This window comes from Acinetobacter sp. ANC5681 (genome assembly GCF_023488045.1).
GTDB lineage: Bacteria > Pseudomonadota > Gammaproteobacteria > Pseudomonadales > Moraxellaceae > Acinetobacter.
In genome coordinates this window covers 56,690-82,151 of record NZ_JAMFKZ010000006.1, presented here as the reverse complement: position 1 = coordinate 82,151, position 25,462 = coordinate 56,690, and the positions used below count along the sequence as shown (strand labels likewise).

General features: G+C 38.2%; 24 protein-coding genes and 1 pseudogene. 14 read left to right on the top strand and 11 right to left on the bottom strand.

The features are described 5' to 3' along the window. Nucleotides 1–38 precede the first annotated feature (38 nt). The 6 genes and pseudogenes from M5121_RS05730 to M5121_RS05705 all read left to right on the top strand — a co-directional run. A complete protein-coding gene (locus tag M5121_RS05730) occupies nt 39–803 on the top strand; it encodes an RsiV family protein (protein WP_249570602.1) in 765 nt (254 codons plus the stop codon). A gap of 117 nt (nt 804–920) precedes the next feature. Continuing rightward, complete coding sequence (gene serS / locus M5121_RS05725) at nt 921–2,192, top strand: serine--tRNA ligase (protein ID WP_249570601.1); 1,272 nt, start codon at nt 921–923, stop codon at nt 2,190–2,192. Between the two features lie 88 nt (nt 2,193–2,280). Further along, nucleotides 2,281–5,166 carry an AAA family ATPase gene (locus M5121_RS05720; RefSeq protein WP_249570600.1) on the top strand — a complete coding sequence of 962 codons (2,886 nt, stop codon included), beginning with the start codon at nt 2,281–2,283 and terminating at the stop codon, nt 5,164–5,166. Then, nucleotides 5,163–6,536 carry a siroheme synthase CysG gene (cysG, locus tag M5121_RS05715; protein ID WP_249570599.1) on the top strand — a complete coding sequence of 458 codons (1,374 nt, stop codon included), beginning with the start codon at nt 5,163–5,165 and terminating at the stop codon, nt 6,534–6,536. Before M5121_RS05720 ends, cysG begins: the two co-directional genes overlap by 4 nt. A 37-nt stretch (nt 6,537–6,573) precedes the next feature. Beyond that, nucleotides 6,574–7,044 (top strand): tRNA (cytidine(34)-2'-O)-methyltransferase, encoded by a 471-nt coding sequence (locus tag M5121_RS05710; protein WP_004664488.1) that lies wholly within the window; start codon nt 6,574–6,576, stop codon nt 7,042–7,044. A 41-nt stretch (nt 7,045–7,085) separates the two neighbouring features. Beyond that, a pseudogene (locus tag M5121_RS05705) lies at nt 7,086–7,412 on the top strand (flavodoxin family protein); the annotation flags it as partial. Between the two features lie 53 nt (nt 7,413–7,465). Here M5121_RS05705 and M5121_RS05700 read toward each other — a convergent pair. The 6 genes from M5121_RS05700 to rpoD form a co-directional block, all read right to left on the bottom strand. After that, nucleotides 7,466–8,869 (bottom strand): APC family permease, encoded by a 1,404-nt coding sequence (locus tag M5121_RS05700; protein WP_249570598.1) that lies wholly within the window; start codon nt 8,867–8,869, stop codon nt 7,466–7,468. A gap of 253 nt (nt 8,870–9,122) precedes the next feature. Then, nucleotides 9,123–10,307: an iron-containing alcohol dehydrogenase gene (locus M5121_RS05695; protein ID WP_005161786.1), complete on the bottom strand. Its 1,185-nt coding sequence runs from the start codon at nt 10,305–10,307 to the stop codon at nt 9,123–9,125. 1 nt (nt 10,308) lies between these two features. Beyond that, complete coding sequence (locus tag M5121_RS05690; RefSeq protein ID WP_249570597.1) at nt 10,309–10,842, bottom strand: hypothetical protein; 534 nt, start codon at nt 10,840–10,842, stop codon at nt 10,309–10,311. A gap of 81 nt (nt 10,843–10,923) precedes the next feature. Next, complete coding sequence (gene lipB / locus M5121_RS05685; RefSeq protein ID WP_005161781.1) at nt 10,924–11,577, bottom strand: lipoyl(octanoyl) transferase LipB; 654 nt, start codon at nt 11,575–11,577, stop codon at nt 10,924–10,926. Nucleotides 11,578–11,724: 147 nt separating this feature from the next. Further along, on the bottom strand, nt 11,725–12,012 hold the full coding sequence (locus tag M5121_RS05680) for a YbeD family protein (RefSeq protein WP_004664473.1): 288 nt from the start codon (nt 12,010–12,012) through the stop codon (nt 11,725–11,727). Nucleotides 12,013–12,142: 130 nt separating this feature from the next. After that, the gene (gene rpoD / locus M5121_RS05675; RefSeq protein ID WP_249570596.1) at nt 12,143–14,026 is read right to left on the bottom strand and encodes an RNA polymerase sigma factor RpoD; all 1,884 of its coding nucleotides are present in this window, start codon (nt 14,024–14,026) and stop codon (nt 12,143–12,145) included. A gap of 349 nt (nt 14,027–14,375) precedes the next feature. On the opposite strand from rpoD, the gene M5121_RS05670 reads away from it, so the two are divergent. Together M5121_RS05670 and M5121_RS05665 are read left to right on the top strand one after the other, a co-directional pair. Beyond that, nucleotides 14,376–14,576 (top strand): PA3496 family putative envelope integrity protein, encoded by a 201-nt coding sequence (locus M5121_RS05670; RefSeq protein ID WP_004664469.1) that lies wholly within the window; start codon nt 14,376–14,378, stop codon nt 14,574–14,576. A 76-nt stretch (nt 14,577–14,652) separates the two neighbouring features. Then, nucleotides 14,653–15,177, top strand: coding sequence for a YecA/YgfB family protein (locus tag M5121_RS05665; RefSeq protein ID WP_005161776.1), 525 nt, complete (start codon nt 14,653–14,655; stop codon nt 15,175–15,177). A gap of 171 nt (nt 15,178–15,348) precedes the next feature. Here the strand turns inward: M5121_RS05665 and tmpT are convergent, their stop codons facing one another. From tmpT to trhO, 3 genes are all read right to left on the bottom strand, one after another. Further along, entirely contained in the window at nt 15,349–15,993 is a 645-nt protein-coding gene (gene tmpT / locus M5121_RS05660; RefSeq protein WP_249570643.1) for a thiopurine S-methyltransferase, read from the bottom strand. Nucleotides 15,994–16,040: 47 nt separating this feature from the next. Beyond that, nucleotides 16,041–16,652, bottom strand: coding sequence for a DedA family protein (locus M5121_RS05655; RefSeq protein WP_249570595.1), 612 nt, complete (start codon nt 16,650–16,652; stop codon nt 16,041–16,043). 146 nt (nt 16,653–16,798) lie between these two features. After that, complete coding sequence (trhO, locus tag M5121_RS05650; protein WP_249570594.1) at nt 16,799–17,731, bottom strand: oxygen-dependent tRNA uridine(34) hydroxylase TrhO; 933 nt, start codon at nt 17,729–17,731, stop codon at nt 16,799–16,801. A 109-nt stretch (nt 17,732–17,840) separates the two neighbouring features. Here trhO and M5121_RS05645 point away from each other — a divergent pair, with 109 nt between their 5' ends. Further along, on the top strand, nt 17,841–18,332 hold the full coding sequence (locus M5121_RS05645) for a DUF1289 domain-containing protein (RefSeq protein ID WP_004664457.1): 492 nt from the start codon (nt 17,841–17,843) through the stop codon (nt 18,330–18,332). On the opposite strand, the gene M5121_RS05640 is transcribed toward M5121_RS05645, so the two are convergent. Then, on the bottom strand, nt 18,329–18,985 hold the full coding sequence (locus tag M5121_RS05640; protein WP_249570593.1) for a DUF2306 domain-containing protein: 657 nt from the start codon (nt 18,983–18,985) through the stop codon (nt 18,329–18,331). The two genes, M5121_RS05645 and M5121_RS05640, sit on opposite strands and share 4 nt — an antisense overlap. A gap of 69 nt (nt 18,986–19,054) precedes the next feature. On the opposite strand from M5121_RS05640, the gene M5121_RS05635 reads away from it, so the two are divergent. Next, the gene (locus M5121_RS05635; protein ID WP_249570592.1) at nt 19,055–19,720 is read left to right on the top strand and encodes a YARHG domain-containing protein; all 666 of its coding nucleotides are present in this window, start codon (nt 19,055–19,057) and stop codon (nt 19,718–19,720) included. A 72-nt stretch (nt 19,721–19,792) separates the two neighbouring features. On the opposite strand, the gene gltA is transcribed toward M5121_RS05635, so the two are convergent. Further along, a complete protein-coding gene (gene gltA, locus M5121_RS05630) occupies nt 19,793–21,067 on the bottom strand; it encodes a citrate synthase (RefSeq protein WP_004664452.1) in 1,275 nt (424 codons plus the stop codon). A 900-nt stretch (nt 21,068–21,967) separates the two neighbouring features. Between gltA and sdhC the strand changes: the two genes are divergently transcribed. Genes sdhC through M5121_RS05610 form a run of 4 tightly spaced genes read left to right on the top strand, consistent with a single transcriptional unit; the run spans nt 21,968 to nt 25,367 of the window. Next, nucleotides 21,968–22,369, top strand: a complete 402-nt coding sequence (gene sdhC, locus M5121_RS05625; RefSeq protein ID WP_249570591.1) for a succinate dehydrogenase, cytochrome b556 subunit — start codon at nt 21,968–21,970, stop codon at nt 22,367–22,369. Further along, on the top strand, nt 22,369–22,734 hold the full coding sequence (sdhD, locus tag M5121_RS05620; RefSeq protein ID WP_004664449.1) for a succinate dehydrogenase, hydrophobic membrane anchor protein: 366 nt from the start codon (nt 22,369–22,371) through the stop codon (nt 22,732–22,734). Before sdhC ends, sdhD begins: the two co-directional genes overlap by 1 nt. A gap of 12 nt (nt 22,735–22,746) precedes the next feature. Further along, nucleotides 22,747–24,642, top strand: a complete 1,896-nt coding sequence (gene sdhA / locus M5121_RS05615; RefSeq protein ID WP_249570590.1) for a succinate dehydrogenase flavoprotein subunit — start codon at nt 22,747–22,749, stop codon at nt 24,640–24,642. Nucleotides 24,643–24,656: 14 nt separating this feature from the next. After that, nucleotides 24,657–25,367 (top strand): succinate dehydrogenase iron-sulfur subunit, encoded by a 711-nt coding sequence (locus tag M5121_RS05610; RefSeq protein ID WP_005161752.1) that lies wholly within the window; start codon nt 24,657–24,659, stop codon nt 25,365–25,367. The last annotated feature ends 95 nt before the right edge of the window (nt 25,368–25,462 follow it).

Here is a 25,462-nt window from a genome sequence, read left to right as displayed (position 1 = left end):
AAGGCTTTGTATAGTGAAGAAAAACATCAGAGACTTGCATGACGATGAACTTTACACAATTATCAAAAAATATTCCGCTTCTTCCTATCCTGACAGTTATTGCATTAACAGGTTGCCAACCTAAAAAAGATACAACTAATGAAAAGGACAAAGTAGATATTCCACTCATTCAAGCGAAAGTTATTGCAGTCAAAATACCCAAACAAAAAGTCTGTTTAGAAGATGGTTGTACCAATTATGATTTACAAAATGTTGAAACCAATCAAAAATGGATTGATGAATATTTTCTCAATCGTATGAAAAAAGCTGAGCCGAATGCATTTTCGAACTTAGCTGATCAACAGGTAAAAGTCGCTGCTGGTGAACCTTCACTAAGTGAAAGTAGTACCTATGTACGTTTTGTAGGGCAAAATTATAATTTGGCGACTTTCGCAATTCAGACTTACTCATATTCAGCTGGTGCTGCGCATGGTATGTCACATCAAGAATTTGTGAATTTTGATTTGTCGAATAAGAAACATATTACTGTTGCTGAGTTGTTGAAACCCGAAATGAATCAAAAACTTCGTGATGAGTTATATGCAGCTAATCAAAACTGGTTAGATGATCACCAAATTAAGAAAGATCAATTGCAAGTCAGTGATAATTTTTATTATGGAGTCAATGGGATCGTGTTCGTCTATCCATTGTATGAGTTGGCTTCATATGCAGAAGGGATGAGCGAATTAACTTTACCGTATTATTCAGCCAAAAAATTTATCAAGTCTGAATATTTGCCAAGCTTACCGAAAGAGCCAAATTAGTTGTTAGTCAGCATCTAAACATTGTTTATAGATGCTGATAGTTTATTGCCAATCGCTGTATTTTTTTAGGTTAAAGCCTTACACTATAGCCAGTTTTTTCTCTATTCATGATTGATTATGATCGACCCAAAATTACTCAGAAATAATATTGAAGCAGTGAATGCTGCTTTAGCAAAACGTGGTATTCAGCTTAATGTACAAGAATGGGCTGACTTAGAAGTTCGCCGTAAAGATTTACAATCCAAAGCTGAAAATTTACAGGCTGAACGTAATGCAGGCGCAAAACAAGTTGGTCAAATCAAAAAGTCGGGCGGAGATGCATCTGAAATTATGGCACGTATGGCTGCCATTGGTGATGAAATCAAGGCTGCTGAAGTGGCTTTGGCTGAGCTGCAAACTGAGCTTGAGCAGAAGTCACTAGCGATTCCAAACCTGCCAGATGAGTCTGTGCCTGAAGGGAAAGATGAGAGCGACAACCTTGAAATCCTGAAATGGGGCACGCCGCGCCAGTTTGACTTTGAAATCAAGGACCACACCGATCTTGGCGAATGGATGGGTGGTCTTGAGTTTGAAACAGCAACCAAATTAACAGGTTCACGTTTTAGCGTACTCAAAGGTCCTTTGGCACGTCTACAACGCGCTTTGACGCAGTTTATGTTAGATACGCATACGCTCAAAAATGGTTATACCGAAGCGTATGTACCCTATTTAGTCAATGCAGATAGTTTACGTGGTACAGGTCAGCTACCTAAATTTGAAGAAGACTTATTCAAGTTGCAAGGTGAAAAAGAATATTACCTGATCCCGACCGCAGAAGTGCCAGTCACTAACTTTGTGCGTGACGAAATCTTAGATGCAGATCGTTTACCACTTAAATACGCAGCACATACACCATGTTTCCGTAGTGAAGCAGGTTCTTATGGTCGTGATACCCGTGGTTTGATTCGTCAACATCAGTTCGATAAGGTCGAAATGGTGCAAATTTCAAAACCAGAGCACTCAATGCAGGCGCTTGAAGAACTAACTGCACATGCAGAGGGTATTTTGCAGGCATTAGGCTTACCATATCGTAAAATTTTGCTCTGTGGTGGTGATATGGGTTTTGGTGCAACCAAAACTTATGACTTAGAAGTATGGGTGCCAAGCCAAAATACCTATCGTGAAATCTCAAGTTGCTCAAACATGGGCGATTTCCAAGCACGACGTATGAAAGCACGCTACCGCGTAGATCAGAAGAAGATCGAATTGGTGCATACGTTGAATGGTTCAGGTTTAGCTGTAGGTCGTACTTTGCTTGCAGTGATGGAAAACTATCAGCGTGCGGATGGTTCGATTGAGATTCCTGAAGTTTTACGTCCATATATGGGCGGTACGACCTATATTGATTAATTGATTTTACTTATACGATTAATTTTATATTCATTCCCTCTTTTTATGAAAGAGGGATTTTAATTTAAACTTTGAGTTGATGGAAGATATGGATATCATTATTTATAATGAATTAGATACAGCAAAAATAGTGGGATTTAAAAAGCTTTATACTTATTTATTAAATGATGATTTTAAATCGGCTGAAGTTAAAAAAATTGATCATAATCTCTATCGTGCCAAACTAAATCGTAGTGACCGAATTCTATTTTCTATTTTTCAATATCAATCGAAAAAATATATCTTATTACTAGAATACTTAAAAAGTCATAATTATCAAGGTTCTCGATTTTTAAATAAACACAGCGTGATTGATGATGATTTGATTCCAACGGTTCAGCATGTGGATGAACTGGAATCGGAACAGATGATTTATATCAATCCGAAAAATCCACAATTTGTCTGCTTAAATAAATTTATTTCTTTTGATGATGTACAACAGCATATTTATCAGCAAAATTTGCCTTTGATTCTGATTGGTTCGGCAGGTAGTGGAAAGACAGCAATTTTATTGGAGAAAATAAAAAAATTAGAAGGGCGGATTTTATATGTGACACTGTCTTCTTTCTTGGTGAAAAACTCACATGAGCTTTATTATTCACATCAATATCATCATGCAAATCAAGAAGTTGATTTTTTCTCATTTAATGAATTTATCGAAAGTATTTTAGTTCCTAAAAAGAAAGTGATTCATTTTGATATTTTCTATCAATGGTATATACGACATTATAAGAATAAAGATTTTAATGCGCATACTGTATATGAAGAATTTAAAGGGGTGATCACAGGCTCTTCGATTCAGTCCGCTTATTTAGATAAACAACAATATTTAAGTTTAGGTGTAAAGCAATCTATTTTTTCGACTGAACAGCGTGAGAAAATTTATGATATTTTTGAGCATTATTTGCGCTTTTTAGCCAATGAACCTTATTATGATAGTAATATTCTAAGCTTTGAATACTTGGAAAAAATTCAGCCTTGTTATGATTTTGTGGTGATTGATGAGGTTCAAGATATTACAGCAATTCAACTCTATTTGATTTTAAAAACCTTAACACAGCAAGGGCAATTCTTGTTGTGTGGTGATGCCAATCAAATTGTACATCCTAACTTTTTCTCTTGGGCAAAGATAAAAAGTTTATTTTATCAAGATGAACAATTACATCAAAACGAAAACATTACGCAAATCTTACATCATAATTATCGTAATTCGCAACGTGTGACTGAAATTTCTAATCGTATTTTATTGCTGAAAAATGCTCGTTTTGGTTCGATTGATAAAGAAAGTCATTATTTAGTAGACAGTAATGCAGATATAAATGGTGGTGTTTATTTTTTAAAAGATCGTAATGAAATTTTAGCTGAACTCGATAATAAAACCAGTATTTCAACTCAGTTTGCTGTTGTAGTGATGCATGATGAACAAAAACAAGCTGCACAACGGTTCTTTAAAACACCATTAATCTTCTCTATCCAAGAAGCTAAAGGTTTGGAATATCAAAATATTATTCTATATAATTTTGTGAGTAATGAAAGTCAGAGTTTTAATGAAATCTGTAGGGATGTTCGTGGCGAAGATTTAAAAAAAGATTTTATTTTTTCCCGTAATAAAGACAAAACTGATAAATCTTTAGAGATTTATAAATTTTATATTAATGCCCTATATGTGGGTTTGACTCGTGCAGTGGTCAATTTATATTGGGTGGAACAAAAAGATCAACATGCGATTTTTAATTTACTTGGTTTAGAGAAAGCCAGTGATTATTTAGATTTGGCTGAACAAAAATCTAGTTTACAAGATTGGCAAAGAGAAGCACAAAAACTTGAATTACAAGGTAAAAAAGAACAAGCAGACCGTATTCGTAAAGAAATTTTAAAAGAAAAAACCGCCAATTGGGATATTTTGACAGGTGAATCATTACAAAGCTTGGTACATCAAGCATTATATACAGAGAAAGAAGATAAGAAAGCAAAACTCAGTTTGTTTGAATATGCAATTGTGTATAAAAACAAACGTTATTTATTTGAACTCGATCGTAAAGGGTTTAAACCTGCAATAGCAGTCTTGGATAGGAAAAATAGCCAAATGCTGAAAGCAGTGCAAGGGATTGAGCAAAAATATTATTTACCTTATACCGTGAAAAATCCAACTGCATTAATGAAAAAGATTGAGCAATTTGGAATAAATTTTAGAAATGAATTTAATCAAACACCACTTATGGCAAGTGCATGGGTAGGTAATATTGACTTATTTAAAAAGTTGCTCGCAGATGGTGCAGATGTTTATGCTTTTGATAATGAATATCAAACGATGTTGCATATTGCTTTGTCAAAGGCGTGTCAATCTGAAAAATATAATAAATCATTTTTTGCTGAATTTTACCCATTATTAAAACTGGAAAGTTTAATTTTACAGGTTGATCATAAGCTCTTTAAAATTGAGCCAAATCAAGCAGAATATCTTATTTTTCATAGTATCTTTGCTTTGTTTATGAAAAAAATACATATGTTGTGGGTGGTGCAATCTAAAGCAATTCATACTGCACTATTGGTCGAATGGTTTAAATATTTACCTGACCATGTTATGACAGAAACACGCAAAAAACAAAGCTATTTGAGTTCGATATTGTCAAAGAATGAACGTGATAGTAGCAATAGATATGGTAAAAAATTATTTTTGCGTATCGAACATGGTCAATATGTGTTTAATCCTGATTTATTGATTAAGATTAATGATGAATGGTATAAAATTTATGATCTGCTCAATATTCGAGATATCGATTATTTTGCTTATCAATGGGATAGGGATATACCAGAATGGTTAAATCAGGAACTCATGGAAGCAGCAGATAAAAGTTTTAATGCTAAAATAAACTATTTATTTTTAATGTTAAATATCAATCGTCAGGCAGATGTTAAAGGTGTAAATGAATGAATATTTTCCCAATCTCTTTAAAGTTGCAGCAGCAACGTTGCCTGATTGTGGGTGGTGGGCATATTGCCTACCGCAAAGCAAACTTGTTAGTCAAAGCTGGTGCGATTATTGATGTTATTGCACCAGAGATTGAGCCTGATTTGCAACAATTAGTTGAGAAGTCACAGGGTCAATATATCCAAGCCCCTTTTTCTGTAAATATTTTAGCAACGCCTTATCGCCTAGTGATTGCAGCGACAGATCAGCCTGATGTGAATAAAGCTGTCTTTGAGCAATGTGAGATACGTAATCTTCTCGTCAATAGCGTAGATGATATTCCAAATTGTCGTTTTATGGTGCCTGCAATTATTGATCGGTCACCACTCGTTATTTCTGTGGCTTCAAATGGAGCTTCGCCTGTTTTATCACGTCAAATTCGTACACAGTTAGAAAGTTCTATTCCACATGGTATGGGTAAATTAGCTGAGTTTTCTGGTCAATGGCGTAAACAGGTGAAAGAAAAAATTGCGAATCCAGATGAGCGTCGTATTTTTTGGGAAAACTTATACGCAAGTCCACTAAAAGAGCAAGTCTTTAATGACAATCTTGAGGTGGCAAATAATTTAATTGAACAAGCCTTAACAGAATGGACTGCACCGAAAGGTGAAGTCTATTTAGTGGGTGCGGGTCCTGGTGATCCAGAGTTGCTGACTTTAAAAGCATTACGTTTGATGCAACAAGCTGATGTGGTGATTTATGATCGTTTGGTCTCTGCACCAATCTTAGAATTGTGCCGCCGTGATGCTGAAAAGATTTATGTCGGTAAAGCACGTTCTAATCATTCAGTCCCACAAGATGGTATTAATGCTTTGTTGGTTGAATATGCACAAAAGGGTAAGCGTGTTTGCCGCTTAAAAGGTGGTGATCCATTTATTTTTGGGCGTGGTGGCGAAGAGATTCAAGAATTAGTTGAAGCTGATGTTACATTTCAAGTTGTGCCGGGTATTACAGCGGCGTCAGGGTGTTCTGCTTATGCAGGTATTCCACTCACGCATCGTGATTACGCACAAAGCGTACGTTTTTTAACAGGACACCTTAAAGAGGGATCACCAGAACTTCCTTGGAATGAGCTAGTCTATGAAAACCAAACTCTGGTGTTGTACATGGGCTTAGTTGGTTTAGAACGCATTTGTGAGCAACTGATTGCTCATGGTCAGCGTCCAAATATGCCAGTTGCACTTATTTCCAAAGGTACTACGCCAGATCAAAATGTGGTGGTTGGAACTTTAGCGGATATAGCGACCAAAGTATCTGAGCATCATATCGTAGCCCCGACTTTAACCATTATTGGTGAAGTGGTCAGTCTGCGTGAACAGTTAAAATGGTTGTAGGGTGCATGATTGCGTCCTGACAGAGTGAGAGAAACAAGTGATTCATGTTGTCCTATACGAACCAGAAATACCTGCAAACACAGGTAATATTATTCGTTTGTGTGCCAATACAGGTGCTCAATTGCATTTAGTGAGACCTTTAGGTTTTGAACTAGACGATAAGAAATTGAAGCGAGCAGGTTTGGATTACCACGAATGGGCAAGAATGCAAATTTGGGACAATATCGAACTCTGTCTTGCCGATTTAAAAACCAAAGGTGTTGAGCATGTTTTTCCACTGACCACGAAAGGTACAGCGACACCGCATACTGTCGATCTTAATCGTCCAGTTGCTTTGTTAATGGGACCTGAAACAAGGGGTTTGCCTGAACAAGTGCGTTTAATGTTCCCACAAGAGCAATGGATTCGTTTGCCGATGGCTGAGAACTCAAGAAGCTTAAACCTTTCTAATGCGACTGCGGTAATCGTCTATGAAGCGTGGAGACAACAGGGTTTTAAACAACTTTAATTCCTTGGGTTAGAGATCACCATACGGGCTTGCAACAACCAAGGTTATGGTTCACACGTGGTTGGCAAGATAAAGTTTTTGCAGGATTTACAAACAGTGCGAGTTTAAATGGTGATAAACAAGTGACGTTGATTCAATTACAAACCTTAGCTTCTCAGCATGGTGGTATTTGGGTGAGTTTAGGTTTACTTCCAGCCAATACCAAAGCCGCAAAACGCGAAGATGTGAATAATTTAGGCGGTTCTGTTGGTTTACTGGTTCAATCACCTTCTGATGCGAGTGTAGATGAGATTCCAACAGGGGACTTAGAAACAGCGAAGCTGTATGCGGAACGTGTTAAATCAATTGTTGAAAAACTGCATAGCTAAGTTTTTGAGTTAATAAAAAGGCGCATTTAGCGCCTTTTTAGATTTAGATGATTTTATTCGTGTTCATTGTGTTGAGGTGCATTATATTTAAAGCCTTTGGTTTTATAGCCTAAATATAAAATACCAAACATTGCCCACCATAAACCGTATTTTAATGCTGTATCTTCAATTTCTAGCCACATAGCGAAGACGCTGAGGAAGCCACAAAGAGGAATGATGACAAAGTTTAAAATATCTTTGAAATTCTTTGTACGGCCATCACGTAATGCATAGCGAGAAATCACTGAGAGATTCACAAAAGTAAATGCAATCAAAGCACCAAAGCTGATCATTGAAATCACAACATCCAAACTCATAAAACCAGCGCTTAATGCGACCAATCCTACAATGATAATATTATAAGATGGGGTATATGTTTTATGACTAATATGGCCGAAGATTTTCTTGTTAATCACACCGTCCCGACCCATCACATACATCAGACGTGATACGCCAGCATGAGCTGAAATACCAGATGCCATGACAGTCACAATTGCAAACGCTAAAACGTAAGACTGGAACAGCGAACCACCCACCAACAATAAAATATCTGGTTGAGTTGCTGCGACATCTTGGAAGTAACTTTTTGGATCATTTGGAAAGTAAATTTGCATAAAGTAGGTGCTGATAATAAAAATTACACCTGCGAATAATGCGGTCAAGAAAATCGCTTTTGGTAAGGTCTTTTCAGTATCTTTAGTTTCTTCTGCTAGAGAGCTTAGCGAGTCAAAACCTGTAAATGAAAAGCACAGTAGGGTTGCACCTGTAATTAACGCGCCAATAGAGGTTAGCTCATTCCAGAATGGTTGTAAGCTCCAAAGTTGATAGCGTGTTTCTGCAGTAATTGGACCTTCTGCGTTATACCCCATTTGTAGTTTGTTATAAACTAAATAGGTGAATACACCGATGACGATCAGTTGAACTAAAACAATCAAGCTATTAAAGTTTGCAACAAAACGAGCGCCACGCAGGTTGATGCCAGTCATAAAGGCAGTCAGGATAATCACCCAGACCCAGTGGTTTACATTTGGAAATAAGGCATCCAGATAGATTCCCGCCAAGATGATATTGACCATCGGTGATAGTAAATAATCGAGCCAAGAAGACCACCCCACCATAAAGCCAACATTTGGATGGATTGATTTTTGAGCGTAAGTATAAGCCGATCCAGAAGATGGATAACGGCGAATCATGTGCCCATAGCTTAGCGATGTAAATAAAATCGCAATCAATGCCACAATGTAAGAGGTAGGAACGTGGTGATGACTTTCTTCTGATACCAGACCGAAGGTGTCAAACAAGGTCATCGGTTGAATATAAGCCAAACCAATAATGATAATGTGCCAGAGACCTAGCGTTTTTTGCAGTTTAGCTACCGATGGAGTACCAGAAATATTTGTCAACGGCGTTATCCTCATAATCGTTGATCAAAGATCAGCTATGGTTTTAAGGGTCATTTGAGACAAAAATGACCCCTGCTACAAAAAAAAGAAGTGCGCCAATTTATCGTAATTTATTATAAATTGTCAGTACTTTTATGCTTCTTTTAGCAATTTTTTTGCCAATTCGCCAAAGAAATAGATGAATAAAGATTCATTTAAAATGGCAAAGCCCCGATAATGAGATTATATCGGGGCTTTGAAAGTTAAATTATTTATTTAACTTAATGAATTACCATGCTTTTTGCAAAATTGCACGAAGATCTTCTAAATTCGCTTCTTTTGGGTTGTAAATGATTGAACCATCATTTAAGGCTTTTTCAGCAACTTCGTCTAACTGCGCTTCTGTCACTTTACCCGTTTCACGTAAAGTACGTGGAAGTTTAGTAAGCGTGAATAAACGATCACGCATGGTTAAAATAGTTGCAATGGCTTTTTCTGCTCGCAGATGAGCAGGTGTCTGTGCATAAATATCTGCACCTGCAAGTGGAAGCAATAATTCACCAATCTTAGCACCATTGACTTCTTTATTGTATTCAAGCACATATGGCAAGAATAAGTTCATACAAAGACCATGGGGTAGGTGAGCCACCGCACCCAGAGCATGGCCAAGTGAGTGAACCAGACCAACCATTGAATTAGAGAATGCGATTCCCGCCATAGTTGATGCTTGAGCAAGCTCTAAACGACCTTGTGCATCACTTGGATTGTCTAAAACTTTGAATAAGTTTTCACTAATTTTCTTGATGCCAGCACTTGCATAAGCATCGCTTAAAGGATTCGCTGCTAAGCATGTATAAGCTTCAACACAGTGAGTTAGTGCATCCATACCTGTCATTGCGGTTAGGTGTGGTGGCAATGTTTGTGTCATGCGCGGATCAAGAATCGCTGCATGTGGCATGAGATAGTAAGAAGCAAATGCAAGTTTGACATTTTTTTGCGTATCAGAAACGACAGCAACCATAGTTGCTTCAGAACCTGTACCAGACGTTGTCGGAATCACGAAGAATGGTTTTAATGGTTTTGGTAGGTTATGCGCACCTGAGTATTGCAATAAATCATCGCCACCTTCTGAAACTAAAATATTAGTTGCTTTCGATGTATCAATAACCGAACCACCACCAATCGCAATAATCGCATCACATTTTTTTTCACGATACAGTTGTGCTGCTGCACGTACTACTTCCAAGCTTGAATCAGGTGGAACGTCATCAAAAATTGCACCAATTACAGCATCTGTTGTGCTAAAAGCAGCTTCAATTGGGCTGAGTAGACCATTTGCACGTACGCCTTTATCGGTAATGATCATTGGGCGTTTTGAACCAAGAGTCGCAAGTTCAAAAGGGATGTGCTCTAACGCAGCATTACCAGCAATTACCTTTACAGGACAAAAAAATTCGTAATAAGGCTTAGCCATGTTATGTGCTCCGTTTGAAATATGATTGTGCGACTTTGAGGTAGATATTTTTTGCGCCAGTGAATTTTTCTTTGAATGTTAATTCAGCTGGATAACGTTTCACAGCAAGTGAGGCAATTAATTTAGGTAGAATTAACGCTTCCATTTTATTTAAACAACGCACTAAGCGAATGGCACTTGAAACATCACCATCAGCAATCATACGGTCATTGGCAAATGCTTGAGCAGTACTTTCTTGGAAAGAAAATACCAGAAAAGCATGAGTTAAATGTTTGAAGGTAATTGTTAAATCAGGTTTGCCTTTATAGTTGGATAAAAGCTCTAATTGTTTTTCTTCGGTCACTCGTGCAATAAATGCAGGACCATTTGGGAAAACATTCATTGAAAGTATAAAGCCAACTGGAAATTTAGAGACTTCCTGTTGTACTTCGTCATCCACTTGGCTTGCCATTACTAAACCACGACCGACGACATCCATCATGAGTTTTACGTAGGCAAATTGCAAAGTGGGCTTCACTGCTTTGGTCGAAATCACTCGCGTATCCCTTGTTAAAATTATGCAAAAGCAAATTTAGAGTAATTACTCTAATTTATTTCTTTGGAATTTAAAAGTAGTTTATTCAGATTTGACTATAAGGTCATGAAAGAAATTCGTATTTTGTAAATAGCGAATAAAATCATGACAAAGTTGCTCAAAGCTTGGGTAATCTTCAAGCAAGTCTTGCAAGCGTACCATTTCTAAACCTGCGTATCCACAAGGATTAATGGTTTGAAAGCCTGTTAAATCACAATCAATATTTAAGGCTAAACCGTGGTAACTACGACCACGGCGAATTTTAAAACCTAAAGACCCGATTTTACGACCATCAACATAGACTCCTGGCGCATCAGGCTTAGCGTAAGCATCAATGTTGTATTGTTTCAGCAAGTCAATCATGGCTTGTTCAGCAAAGCTGACTAGAGTTCGAACATGCCATTTCAAACGGTTTAAATCTAATAGGAAATAGGCAACGAGTTGACCCTTACCATGCCAAGTGACCTGTCCCCCGCGATCAGTATGGACAACTGGAAGGCTGCTGTGCGTAAGGATATGTTCAGCTTTGCCTGCTTGCCCTTGAGTCAAAACATCTTGATGTTGTAATAACCAAACTTCATCGGGTGTGGTTTCATCACGATTGGTTGTGAAGTCTTTCATTGCTTCAAAACGAGCTGTGTAGTCTTGTAGATCATTGAAACAACGAATGATTAAAGTAGGTTTTACAGAGCTCATTACAATAAAATTTCCTTTGCAGCTTTAAAGAGATAAGTGGTTGAATTATGTAATTATTTAAGTTGGATAAATAGGGGTGATCTAAAAGTCGTACGTTATTTTTTATTAAAAAAAATCCAAAACACTTTCGTATTTTGGATTTCTTATTTAAAGCGCTGTTTTAATTAAAGGGCAGGCTGCAAGATCAGCATATAGCGCATGAACTTGTTCTAACTCTTCAAAGCGTAATTGTGCGGTTAAAGAGTGGTATTTACCTGTACGTGAAGGTTGTACTTTTACTGTACCACCATCGAATTCAGGGAAGTGCTTCTGCAAAATATCAACAACAGCCACTCGAAGTTCATCCCCTGCATTACCAATCAATTTGATTGGATAGTCCATCGGGAAAACCCAAAGATGTTCTTGTAATTCACGAGAAGGAGTGCGGTCTAACATGAGCAACCTCTTTAATTTGAAACGCCCGCATCAGTGCAGGCGCTTATGATCTAATAACTAAATGGGGATGAAGTACTTAACTTCAAGTCATGAACGAGGGCTTTGACCATCGTTCAAACTTTCCCAATAATTAGTCATTTTCCAAGAATGAACGTAAATGTTCAGAGCGAGAAGGGTGGCGAAGTTTACGTAACGCTTTCGCTTCAATCTGACGGATACGTTCACGTGTTACGTCAAACTGTTTACCCACTTCTTCTAAAGTATGGTCGGTTGGCATATCGATACCAAAACGCATTTTTAAGACTTTAGCTTCACGTTCTGTTAAGTTTTCAAGCACTTCACGTGTCGCTTCTTTTAAACCTTCTGAGGTCGCAGCATCGACTGGAGATGTGATGTTCGAGTCCTCAATGAAGTCACCAAGATGCGAATCTTCATCATCACCGATCGGTGTTTCCATCGAAATCGGTTCTTTTGCGATTTTAAGTACTTTACGAACTTTAACCTCGTCCATTTCAAGACGCTCACCTAATTCTTCAGGTGTCGGTTCACGTCCCATTTCTTGAAGAAGTTGACGTGATACACGATTGATCTTGTTAATCGTTTCAATCATGTGGACTGGGATACGAATAGTACGCGCTTGATCGGCAATTGAACGAGTAATCGCCTGACGAATCCACCAAGTTGCATAAGTCGAGAATTTATAACCACGACGATATTCAAACTTGTCTACAGCCTTCATCAAACCGATGTTACCTTCTTGAATCAAATCAAGGAATTGTAAGCCACGGTTAGTGTATTTCTTCGCAATTGAAATAACCAAACGTAAGTTTGCTTCAACCATTTCTTTCTTGGCACGACGTGCTTTCGCTTCACCAACTGCCATACGTTTAGAGATATCTTTGATATCTTTTACGTTCAAACCAAGGTCTTTCTCAATATCGGCAATTTTCTGTTGGAATGCCAATACGTCAGGGCGCACTTTTTCTAAATGTGCTTTGGTTTCAGCAGGGGCTTTCGCGATTTGTTCATCTAACCAAGCTGGATTTGACTCTTGTTCAGGGAAGGTTGTACGGAATTGATTACGATCCATACGACCACGACGCACTGCATAACGCATGATTTCACGTTCGTTGGTACGAATTTGCTCATGTGTGCCACGAATCATTTCTGAAATGATGTCAAATAAACGTGGTGTGAATTTGAACATCATAAAGACAGCAGCTAAAGCTTCTAGTGCAGCTTTTGCTTCGTCACTATTGCGACCATGTTTTGCTACAATTGCTTTTGTATCATTCCAAGCAGCTTCTAGTTCAGAAAAACGAACTTTGGCGATTTCAGGATCTGGACCTGAATCACCTTCAGAATCATCATCACCTTCAGATTCTTCGTCTTCGTCATCATCGTCAAGTTTTACATCTTTCGTCGCAGGTGAAGCGCTTTCAGCTTCTTCAAGTTCTGCTTCTTCTTCCAGTACTTCTGGAATGTCATAATCAGTTTCTGGGTCTAAATAGCCAGAAAGAATATCGGCAAGACGACGCTCACCTGTTAAAAAGTCATTATATTCTTGTAAAACGACTTCAACAGCATTTGGCCAATAAGCAATTGAATGTAAAACGTCACGAATACCTTCTTCGATACGTTTTGCAATGCTAATTTCGCCTTCACGCGTTAAAAGTTCAACTGTCCCCATTTCACGCATGTACATACGTACAGGGTCAGTGGTACGACCAGGCTCGCTTTCAACCGATGCGAGTACGGCAGCAGCTTCTTCTTCAGCGACTTCGTCCGCAGCTTCAGTAGACTCACCAAACATGGTGTCATCAGTTTCTGGCGCACGTTCATGCACTGGAATACCAACGTCTTGAAGCATCTGGATGATGTCTTCAATCTGCTCACTTTCCGTAATTGAGTCTGGTAGATGATCGTTAACCTCAGCGTAAGTTAAGTAACCTTGTTCTTTGCCTCGGCTAATCAGAGCCGCTACTTGCGAAGTAGGGGAATTCATATCGCTCATCTTTGCTTACTCTTTTGTTGAATCTGTGGCGGTGAAAAACCGTGCATGATAGCACAATTCACGAGGAATGTTTTGGATTTGATCCGTTAGCTTTAAATAAAAAATAGGTTGGATTGAACTGTAGTTTCTTAGATATTGGGATGTGTCATAATTTTTCAAGCAGAGAATTCCTATTCAAGAATTTTTTCATTTGTACAATTGTTAGAATATAAATACACAAAAAAACGATGAAAAAAAGTACAAAACACCATTTTATAGTAAAAAAATCAAATAAAACTTGACAAGGTTTGATAAGACCGATAAATAGCGGCTAGACCCATTTATATTTTTTCATTTAGAGGTACTGTTAGTGTCTTCTACAGATTTCGAATTAGATGATGATAACTACGGTGAGGATGATGTTGGTTTTGATGAGTCATCAGGCAAAATCAGTGCCAAAGAATCATTAGAAAAGCGCCGTTTGATTGATGATCTACTCGCTCAACGCCGTTTAGAACGAGAATTAAAAGATTTCGATTATGATTTCGACGACGATGATTTGGATGACTAAAGTGAAGCAAAATTGCTAAGACTTTATGTTTGAAAATGTTATGCTGTTGCCGTGTATTTAAAATTTGGATTATAAAATGAGCACATTAGATTTAGACTTATTGAGTAATTTTCTTGACGGTGATCAAAATGAGCACGGTTTAGATTTTGCAGCGACTCATGGCTTTTTGTGTGCTATTGCGGTTGGTCCAAAATTTGATCGTTGGTTGGATGAGCTTTTTGAGAGTAATCAAAAGAAAGTTCCTAGTGAAATCATTGAACAAATCAAAGCTTGGTTAGAGTCTATTCGCCAAGATTTAGCCAATGAAAACGGAATTGAATTCCCTTTTGAAATTGAAGAAGCAGATGTTGATTCAAGTTTAGGTGATTGGAGTGTTGGTTTTGTTGATGCAATGTTCTTAAATGAAGAGGCATGGTTTGCTCCAGAGTTTGAAGAACAATTGGTTGATTTAACTTTACCAATTATGGTGTTTAGTGGCATTGATGAAGAAGATCCACAAATGGAATCTTTCCGCCGCAATGGTCAATTGATGGATGAATTAGCAGAAGAAATTCCTGATAATTTGAACGAAATTTATCTTATGTATCACACGCCAGCGTGATGCTACATCTTATGTAGTTATAAAAGTAATGCATAATTTGACACCAAATTAAATAAAAAAACGTCCTTTAGAGGACGTTTTTTATATCTCCTTTGGGAGTTAATGTTTTTGTGATTGAGGAAGCATCAAGTGGAGATCACTATTCAATGCTTTTATATTTCTCTTCGCTATTTAATCTATTTGGGATGATTTGCCCAGAGACCAAACATTTTCAGAGGCGATTACTTTACCCTTAAGATTCTCTGTTATCGTTTCCAATAATTTAATTTGATAATGCGTTGCATAATGCTCAGTTAATTCATGTTCAGGAACGGAGAATGGTGGTCCTTTAAGTGAGTTTTGATCATATTCAAGGCTAATTAATAGCTGAGGTGCTTGTTTTGTAATGTCTAACAAATGTTGTGTGTATTGGCTTCGCATTTGCGGTGGAAGAGCGATTAGGGCAGCTCGATCATAAACAGCATCTACATCACCAAGTTGTTGTGCTGTTAACTGGAAAAAATCACCAACGAATAATTCAATTTGAGGATGTTGATAGTGAGTCAATTCACCTGATTGTGCCTCTTTAAAGCTCAATCCTAAATTTGAAATAAGATCTTGGATTGCAATAGGGCTAAGATCAATACCAACTATTTGATAACCCTGATTTATTAGCCAGCTTATATCTAAACTTTTACCACAAAGTGGAACAAAAATACGAGCATGAGGCTTTAAATCTAATGATCTAAAATATTGGGTAAGTAGGGCGTGAGGTTGGTCTTGATGAAAACCAATATTATTGTTTTGCCATTTGTCATGCCAAAAATCATGTTGCATTATTTGAACCTCGGTATCCATGTAAATAGAGTTGAAAATGTCATTTACTATTTTTTTGATAAATAGAATTTTTTGATTAAGAACCAAAGGACGTATGCTATTGCAATAGCTAAAATAATAGTGCCAATACGCTGTGTAATAGCACTCATCAATGCTGGATTTTCACTAAAATGATAACCAACATAAGCAAGTAGGGTGGTCCAAAGGATTGTACCTGCAGCACTGTAAGCCATGAACTTACTAAAAGGCATTTTGCTCATACCTGCTGGGATACTAATTAAAGAGCGAACTGCAGGTACCATACGACCAAAAAAAACGATCCTATGCCCATATTTTTCAAACCAAGCCAATGATTTTTCAAGATCAGCAACACTAATACGTAGGTATTTTCCGTAGCGTTCGACAAGAGTAAAAAGGTGGTGTTGCGGAATTTTTCTACCAATCCAATACAGTAATGCCGCGGCTAGGAGTGAGCCGATACTACCAGCAATAATAACGCCAATTAAGCTCAAGTCTCCCTTAGAGGCGGTATAACCCGCAGAGGGCATAATGATTTCGGATGGAATTGGTGGGAAAATATTATCAAGAAACATTAAAAATGCGATACCCAAGTATCCTAGTTTCTCCATGATGGATAATACCCAGCCTTCCAGTCCCATAGCGCCTAAATGTGATTTGTGAGTTAGGGGTTAGAATAATGGTTGTCTAGATAACTCTCAATGATGTATTGGTTAATAATTTTGATGATTAAAATAAAAAAAGCCTTAGTTTGAGCTAAGGCTTTTTATTAAATTTTTATACTTATTTATAGGCGTTTGCGTTTTGCCGCTGCAATTTGTGACTGACGCATACGGAAGCCAGCTTTTTGTTTATCCGTAGTTTTATCAATACAGTAAACACAAGACACACCGTGTTCATAGCTTGGTAATTCAGCTTCAACCTTAGTAAGTGGCCATCCACAAGCGTGACACTTAATATTTTCACCTTCTTCAACGCCGTGAGTCACCGCAGTACGACCATCAAATACGAAGCATTCACCTTCCCACATACTTTCTTCGGCAGGGGTTTCTTCTAGATATTTTAAAATACCGCCTTTGAGATGATAAACTTCCTTAAAGCCTTCTTGAAGAAGGAGAGAAGTTGATTTCTCGCAACGAATACCGCCTGTACAGAACATCGCAATTTTTTTGTCTTTGTGCTGCTCAAGGTTTTGTTTTACATATTCAGGAAATTCACGGAATGTTTCCGTTTTAGGATCGATTGCACCCTTGAATGTACCAGCTTTGTATTCATAGTCATTACGAGTGTCGATCAGGATTACGTCATCACGACTAATCAGATCATTCCATTCTTTAGGATCAAGATAATGGCCTACTAAATCACGTGGCTTAACTTCGACACCTAAAGTGACAATTTCATTTTTAAGTTTAATTTTCATTTTACGGAATGGCTTTTCAGAGCTTTCAGACTCTTTATATTCCATTGCATTGAAACCTTCGTTTAAAAGGAATTGATGAACCGTGTCAATTGCTGCACGGTCGCCAGCAACCGTGCCGTTAATTCCTTCAGAAGCGACAATCAGAGTTCCACATAAATTGATGCTCTTCACTAAGTTCAAAAGACGTTGTTGCAGGTCTGCTGCATCTGAAACTTCTTTAAATTGATATAGTGCCGCAACAACCCAATTATTGGTCGCTTGCTGTTCTACAGGTGCAAGCTGTTCTACAGTAGCGTTCATGGATAACTCCAAATGTATTAAGATAGAAAAATAAGGCGCACATTTTAGCGCGAAATCTGAAAATAAGCGAGAAAGCCATAAAACAAATATGGTTTTAAAGGAGTTGGTTTTGAGTAACGATCGTCGAATTCCATCATTGACCCCCTGTGCAGGACGTTGCTCAACGGTATTTGGTGATCTGGTTTGTCGTGGTTGTCGACGTTTTAATCATGAAGTGATTCAGTGGAACACCTACACGCCTGAACAAAGACTCATGGTTTGGAGGCGATTGGATGCACAATTGAATCAAATATTAGTACCTTTGCTACCTCATGCGAATCTTCAACATATTGAAGGTTTTATTCACAGTAAACATATTCGTGTCTTAGAGACAGCAACGACAGGGCGGAAGTTGTATCATGCTTTGAAAATTTGCGAGAAGAATAAGCATTTGGCACATGATAGTGGGCTTGGTATTACAGATTCACAGGTTAAACCCATTTGGGATGAGTTTGAGCGACGTGTGCTGGCTTTGGCGAAGGCGAGTTATGAATTGGCATGGTTACGTGCAGATGGTATCAGTGCAACCTTGTTACGTGCCTTAGAAGAAGATGAGATCTAAAAAGATTTTTTACGAAAAGTTAGCCAATAAATAACCATTTCAGCAATTAATACATTGATCGTCCAGCCTAACCATGCTTCAAGCTGATAAATGTGGATTGGTGTAAGCCAATCCCAATAGGGTTGAATTTGGTAAAGTGCAAGTTTCCATGTTCTTAAGCTTAATGCAGATAATGCTAAAGCAAAACTTCGAATCATCCAGTTACGATGTGCAATCCATTTTTTTTCAAAAGCATAATAAAGTGCAAATAGGGTACTTGTTCCCCATAATAATCCAAGAATGACAAAGCAGATTTGAGTACTTAGACCTCCATTTGCTGAGATTGCAAGAATGAAGCCGCTAGGCAAGGCGGCTCCAAGTGTTGCAATAATATAAAGCCAGCCCGCATAGCGATGTAAACGTGGTGTGTTGTTACGAATTGAATGTGAGAATTGGGTAAAACCCGCCAATAATACCAAGCTGCTAGTGATAACATGAGTTTGAAATGCAAAGCGCCAAGGCTGAGAGTGTACGACATCTTGCTTAAGAACTAAAAAATTGGTGCTATCCGACCAAGGGAAATAATTCAGGCAGATTTTAAGCATTAACCAAGATAGATAGCCGAAAACTAATATGATGATCAATTGAGAGAATCGGTTGAGTATTTTCCACATAAATATTGATCACTGATATGCTGTGCAAGCAAAATAATTTAAATAGTCTTTTTAGATGAGAACATTAAAATGAATAAGCCTAAACAATTATTAATTGCGATTGCTATTTTATCAAGCACTCCGCTGACTTTAGCACAGCCCGCTCAAATAGCACCTTCATGGACAGGGTTATATAACGATGAACAAAAAATTTCTTTGTTTATGCAGCAAAAAGGTAATGATGTTAATGGTTATAGTGTTTTGAATGGCAAGCAACTAAATTTTAAAGGGAAAATTAAGCAAACTGATTCAAATTATACATTAACCTTGAATGAGATTGGGCAAGGTGTGGATGTTGGTCGATTCGTATTGAATTATAAGGGGAATACTTCACCGATTGAAGCGCAATGGTTGTCTGTAAGTCAAACGGTAAAACCTAAATTTTTTAGTTTAAATGCACAGCAATGTAAATATGCAAAAGGGCAAGGTGAATTTCCTGATGCTTCGGTGCGTTTGTTGAAAGATGCTGATTTACAAGTGCCTTTAGGGCAGTTGCAATATATGCGTAATGAAATTTATGCACGTCATGGTTATGCTTTTCAGAGCAAAAAATGGGCAACTACATTTTCGCAATATGATTGGTATATGCCTTGCTATACCAATGTGGATACACGTCTAACTCAACTTGAAAAAGAAAATATCAAGCGGATTAAAATGGTCGAACCTTATGCAAAAGATATAGATTGGGGGCGTTAAGATATTTCTATTTTTTGTGCATAAAAAAGCTGCCATTTGGCAGCTTTTTTAACATTAATTTTAAAAATAAAATTAACGTTTGATGTCGCGTTGAGTCGAGCCTGTGTAAAGCTGACGTGGACGACCGATCTTGTAAGGACCGCTGTGCATTTCTAACCAGTGGCTGATCCAACCAACAGTACGTGCAAGAGCGAAAATTACAGTAAACATTTCTGTTGGGATACCAATCGCTTTTAAGATGATACCTGAATAGAAGTCTACGTTTGGATACAAGTTACGCTTGATGAAGTATTCATCAGAAAGCGCAATTCTTTCAAGTTCCATTGCAAGAGCAAGTTGTGGATCTTGGATGCCTAAAGCTTCAAGTACTTCGTCACAAGTTTGTTTCATGACTTTCGCACGTGGATCGAAGTTTTTGTAAACACGGTGACCGAAGCCCATGAGTTTAACTTCTTTGCTCTTCACTTTTTCCATGAATTCAGCAACGTTTTCTACGCTACCAATTTCATCTAACATTTTAAGTACAGCTTCGTTTGCACCACCGTGAGCAGGTCCCCAAAGTGCAGAGATACCAGCAGAGATACATGCATATGGGTTCGCACCAGTAGAACCAGCAAGACGAACTGTAGACGTAGATGCATTTTGCTCGTGGTCAGCATGAAGCGTAAAGATACGATCCATTGCACGTGCAAGAACAGGATTTACTTTGTAGTCACGATCAGCAGGAGTAGCAAACATCATGTGCAAGAAGTTTTCTGCATAACCTAAGTCATTACGTGGGTAAATGAATGGTTGACCTACAGTGTACTTGTAGCTCCACGCTGCAAGCGTAGGGATTTTCGCGATTAAGCGAATTGCAGTAATTTCACGATGGTTAACATCTTCGATGTCTAAACCGTTGTGATAAAACGCAGATAATGCACCTACTACACCAACCATGATTGCCATAGGGTGAGCATCACGACGGAAACCATTGAAGAAACGGCTTACTTGGTCATGAACCATAGTGTGATTGCGAACTTTAGCATCAAATTCTGCTTTCTGTTCAGCATTTGGAAGCTCGCCATTTAATAATAAGTAGCAAGTTTCTAAATAGTCTGCTTGAGTCGCTAATTGATCAATCGGATAGCCACGGTGTAATAACACACCTTTGTCACCATCAATGAATGTGATCTTAGATTCGCAAGCAGCTGTCGCCATAAAACCAGGATCGAAAGTAAAATGACCAGATGCTAATACATCTTTAACGTCAATTACATCTGGGCCCAATGTGCCGCTGTAAATTGGTAATTCAATTTCTTTGCCATCAAGCTGTAATACGGCTTTTTTGCCAGTTGCTGCAGACATTCAATAGATCTCCTGTCCTGGTGAATGATTATCTGACTCGAAATCCTAATCTTGTCATGTGCGAATCAGACGGTGTCAAAATTTGCTATAAGATTAGTGGCTACTAAAATTTTGTCAATTATACTTAGGGATAAAAAACAACGTTATTGCAGTCAATTAGTCATTTAGTATCAAAGAAAAAATTGAGTAAAATCACAGCATCGGTCGAGTATAATATGTCAAATCAGGTTTGAGGTGCATAAAAAAAATGAAGCACCAGTACAATTGTAAGTAAATTTTTATCCGAGTTATATTTTGGTGCTTAAAAAATAAATACTTACCACAATTCAAAAGCCTATATATCTCAGGGTTTAGAATTAACTATCCATTAAAAAACAGATTAAAAGTTTTATATATTGAGTCATAATTGATTCATTATGGTGCGATTAACTGTATAAAAAATAGCTTATTTTTTATGAGTAACTGGTGTGAGGAAACAGATTATTGATCCCTGATATTTAATATATAAATGAGGGGTATTATTTTCGCCTATATTTAAGATTGTATTTTTTGATTAATTTTTAGACACTAAGTGGAGTGTTATTGAAATATATTAGAAATAATTTTGACAAAAAATTTAGTAAACTAAAAAATAATAACTCATATTTTATTTTTATATAACAGTAATATATTGGGTTTTATTGCAGTTTCCAACGCAGCTTAAACACGCATTAAATGTGAATGATTCTTATTTCATTGTATTTTCGACTAAAGCGAAAACTGATTGTTTGTATTTTGATATTTCACGTTTTATAATTCGTTGTCGTTATATAGGTTAGGCGTGCATTATGCTTGCCTGACTATGCCAGCTTTCCTTTGAATTAATTCAAACAAACTCCGGATGGAGTTTCTACCTACAGGATGCCCGCTGTGAAAAGCAACAGACCTGTCAATTTGTCCATGGGTCAGGTGTTAGCGGTAAATTTACGCTCACCCGTGGCTATTGCATCAATTCTACACCGTTTATCAGGTGTAATCGTTTTCTTATTAGTCGCTGTTCTTTTATGGATTTTGGATAAATCTTTATCTTCACCAGAAGGATTTGACTACGTTAAAAATGTCGTTTTCGGAAATATCTGTGTACGTTTTATCGTATGGGTATTTGTAGCTGGCTTAATTTTTCACTTCATTGCTGGGGTAAAGCATTTACTTGCTGATCTCGGTTTTGCTGAGGAACTTCAAAGCGGTCGTATCGCAGCTACTATTTCATTGATCTTGTCTGCGCTTGGTATTCTCGCGGCATTTGTATGGATTATGTTCTGATGAAAAGTGCTACAGGTTTAACAGGTTCAGGTTCTCGCGATTGGTATATCCAACGTGTCAGTGCTGTAGTTTTGGCTGCTTACACTGTGGTGATGTTCGGTTGGATCTTGTGTAATAGCGGATTCGGTTACGAACAGTGGGCTGGCTTTATGTTGACTCTACCAATGAAGATTTTCTCTTTATTGGCAGTATTGTCACTTGTTGCTCATGCTTGGATTGGTATGTGGCAAGTCTTTACTGATTATGTAACGACTCGTCAAATGGGTCCTTCGGCTTCAGGTTTACGCCTTGTACTCACTACAGCTGTCATTATTTCAGTGTTCGTGTACGCAATCTGGGGTATCCAGATTTTCTGGGCAAATTGATAGGAAGAGATCATGGGCGCAATTAACCCTAAAGAAGATTATTCAAATATTCAAAACCTCACTTTCGATGCAGTTATTGTTGGTGGTGGTGGTTCTGGTATGCGTGCTTCTTACCAACTTGCTCAAGCTGGTTTAAAAGTTGCAGTATTGACCAAAGTATTCCCGACACGTTCGCATACTGTTGCTGCTCAAGGCGGTATTGGTGCATCGTTAGGTAACATGCAAGAAGATAACTGGCATTATCACTTCTATGACACGGTTAAAGGTTCGGATTGGTTAGGCGATCAGGACGCAATCGAGTTCATGACACGTGAAGCGCCAAAAGTTGTTTATGAGCTTGAACACTTAGGTATGCCGTTTGACCGTAACCAAGATGGTACGATCTATCAGCGTCCATTTGGTGGTCACTCTGCAAACTACGGTGAAAAAGCTGTACCGCGTGCGTGTGCTGCTGCTGACCGTACAGGTCATGCATTACTTCATACTTTGTATCAAAGTAACGTAAAAATGGGTACTCAGTTTTACGTTGAATGGATTGCATTAGACCTAATCCGTAACGAAGCAGGTGATGTTCTTGGTGTAACCGCAATTGACCAAGAAACAGGTAACATTGCAGTATTCCAAGCGAAAGCGACTTTGTTTGCAACTGGTGGTGCTGGTCGTGTTTATCGTGCATCAACAAATGCTTATATCAACACTGGTGACGGTCTTGGTATGGCTGCTCGCGCAGGTATTCCATTACAAGATATGGAATTCTGGCAATTCCACCCAACGGGTGTTGCGGGTGCGGGCGTATTGTTAACTGAAGGTTGTCGTGGTGAAGGTGGTATCCTTCGTAACAAAGACGGCGAACCATTCATGGAACGTTATGCTCCAACTTTAAAAGACTTGGCGCCACGTGACTTCGTATCACGTTCAATGGACCAAGAAATTAAAGAAGGTCGTGGTTGTGGTCCTAAGGCGGATTATATCTTGTTAGATATGACGCATTTGGGTGCTGAAACGATTATGAAACGTCTACCATCTGTATTTGAGATTGGTAAGAAGTTCGCAAACGTTGACTGTACCAAAGAGCCAATTCCAGTTGTACCAACAATCCATTATCAAATGGGTGGTATTCCTACGAATATTCATGGTCAAGTGGTTGTACCACACGGTGTTGAAGAGGGTGAATTCTCTGCGCACTATGATAAAGATACGAAAGAGTATTCTTATAAAGGTACACGTGACTATGTGAAACCAGTAAAAGGTTTCTATGCGATCGGTGAATGTTCTTGCGTATCAGTACATGGTGCAAACCGTTTAGGTACAAACTCATTGCTTGACCTTGTTGTATTTGGTAAAGCAGCGGGTGAACACATCATTGACTACGTGACTAAACATCATGGTGATGACTATCAACCGCTTCCGACTGATGTGTTGGAAAATACATTAAAGCGTATTCGTAAGTTAGATGATTCAACGACGGGTGAAAACGCGCAAGAAGTTGCTGATGCAATCCGTGACATCGTACAAGATCACGCAGGTGTATTCCGTACTCAAGCATTGCTTGATAAAGGCGTAAAAGAAATTCTTGCGATTGAGCCACGTGTTCGTAACATTCATTTGAAAGACAAATCTAAAGTATTTAACACAGCACGTGTTGAAGCATTGGAAGTTGAAAACTTGTATGAAGTTGCAAAGGCGACTCTAATTTCTGCTGCTGCACGTAAAGAATGTCGTGGTGCGCATACAGTTGTTGACTATGAGTTAGCACCTGATCACCCAACTTATTCATACGGTCGCCGTGATGATGAGTGGATGAAGCATACTTTATGGTATTCATCAGACAACCGTCTTGAATATAAGCCGGTACGTTTCAGCCCATTAACGGTTGAAGCAATTGAACCTAAGCCACGTACATTCTAATCGGGAGAACAAAGATGAGTAGAGGTACTCGTACATTCGAAATCTACCGCTATGATCCTGATAAGGATAAAGCGCCGTACATGCAAACTTTCAAACTTGAGTTAACCGATAAGCACCGTATGTTGCTTGATGCGTTACTTGCGTTGAAAGTGCAAGATGAGTCATTAACATTCCGTCGCTCTTGCCGTGAAGGTATTTGTGGTTCGGATGGTGTGAACATCAATGGTAAAAATGGTTTAGCGTGCTTGTGGAACTTGAACGATTTACCAGAGAAGATTGTGATCCGTCCTTTACCTGGTTTACCAGTGGTAAAAGATTTGGTTGTAGACATGAACCAGTTCTATGATCAATATGACAAGATTCAACCGTTCTTGATTAACAATCAGCCTGCACCAGCAAAAGAGCGTTTACAGTCTCAAGCAGACCGTGAACACTTAGATGGTCTATATGAATGTATTCTTTGTGCATGTTGTTCAACATCATGCCCATCATTCTGGTGGAACCCTGATAAGTTCCTCGGACCATCTGCATTGTTAAATGCATATCGCTTTATCATTGACTCTCGTGATACGGCAACACAAGAGCGTTTGGCTCGTTTAGACGACCCATTCTCTTTGTTCCGTTGTAAAGGGATCATGAACTGTGTATCAGTTTGTCCTAAAGGTTTAAACCCGACGAAGGCAATTGGTCACATTCGTAATATGTTGTTAGACCAAGCTGGTTAATACAGTTTTCTGACATGTGAAAAGGGAACTTTTTAAAAGTTCCCTTTTTTATTTTGTTTAAATCCTTTTTTGTGTTGGGGGTGCAAGGGTTATTA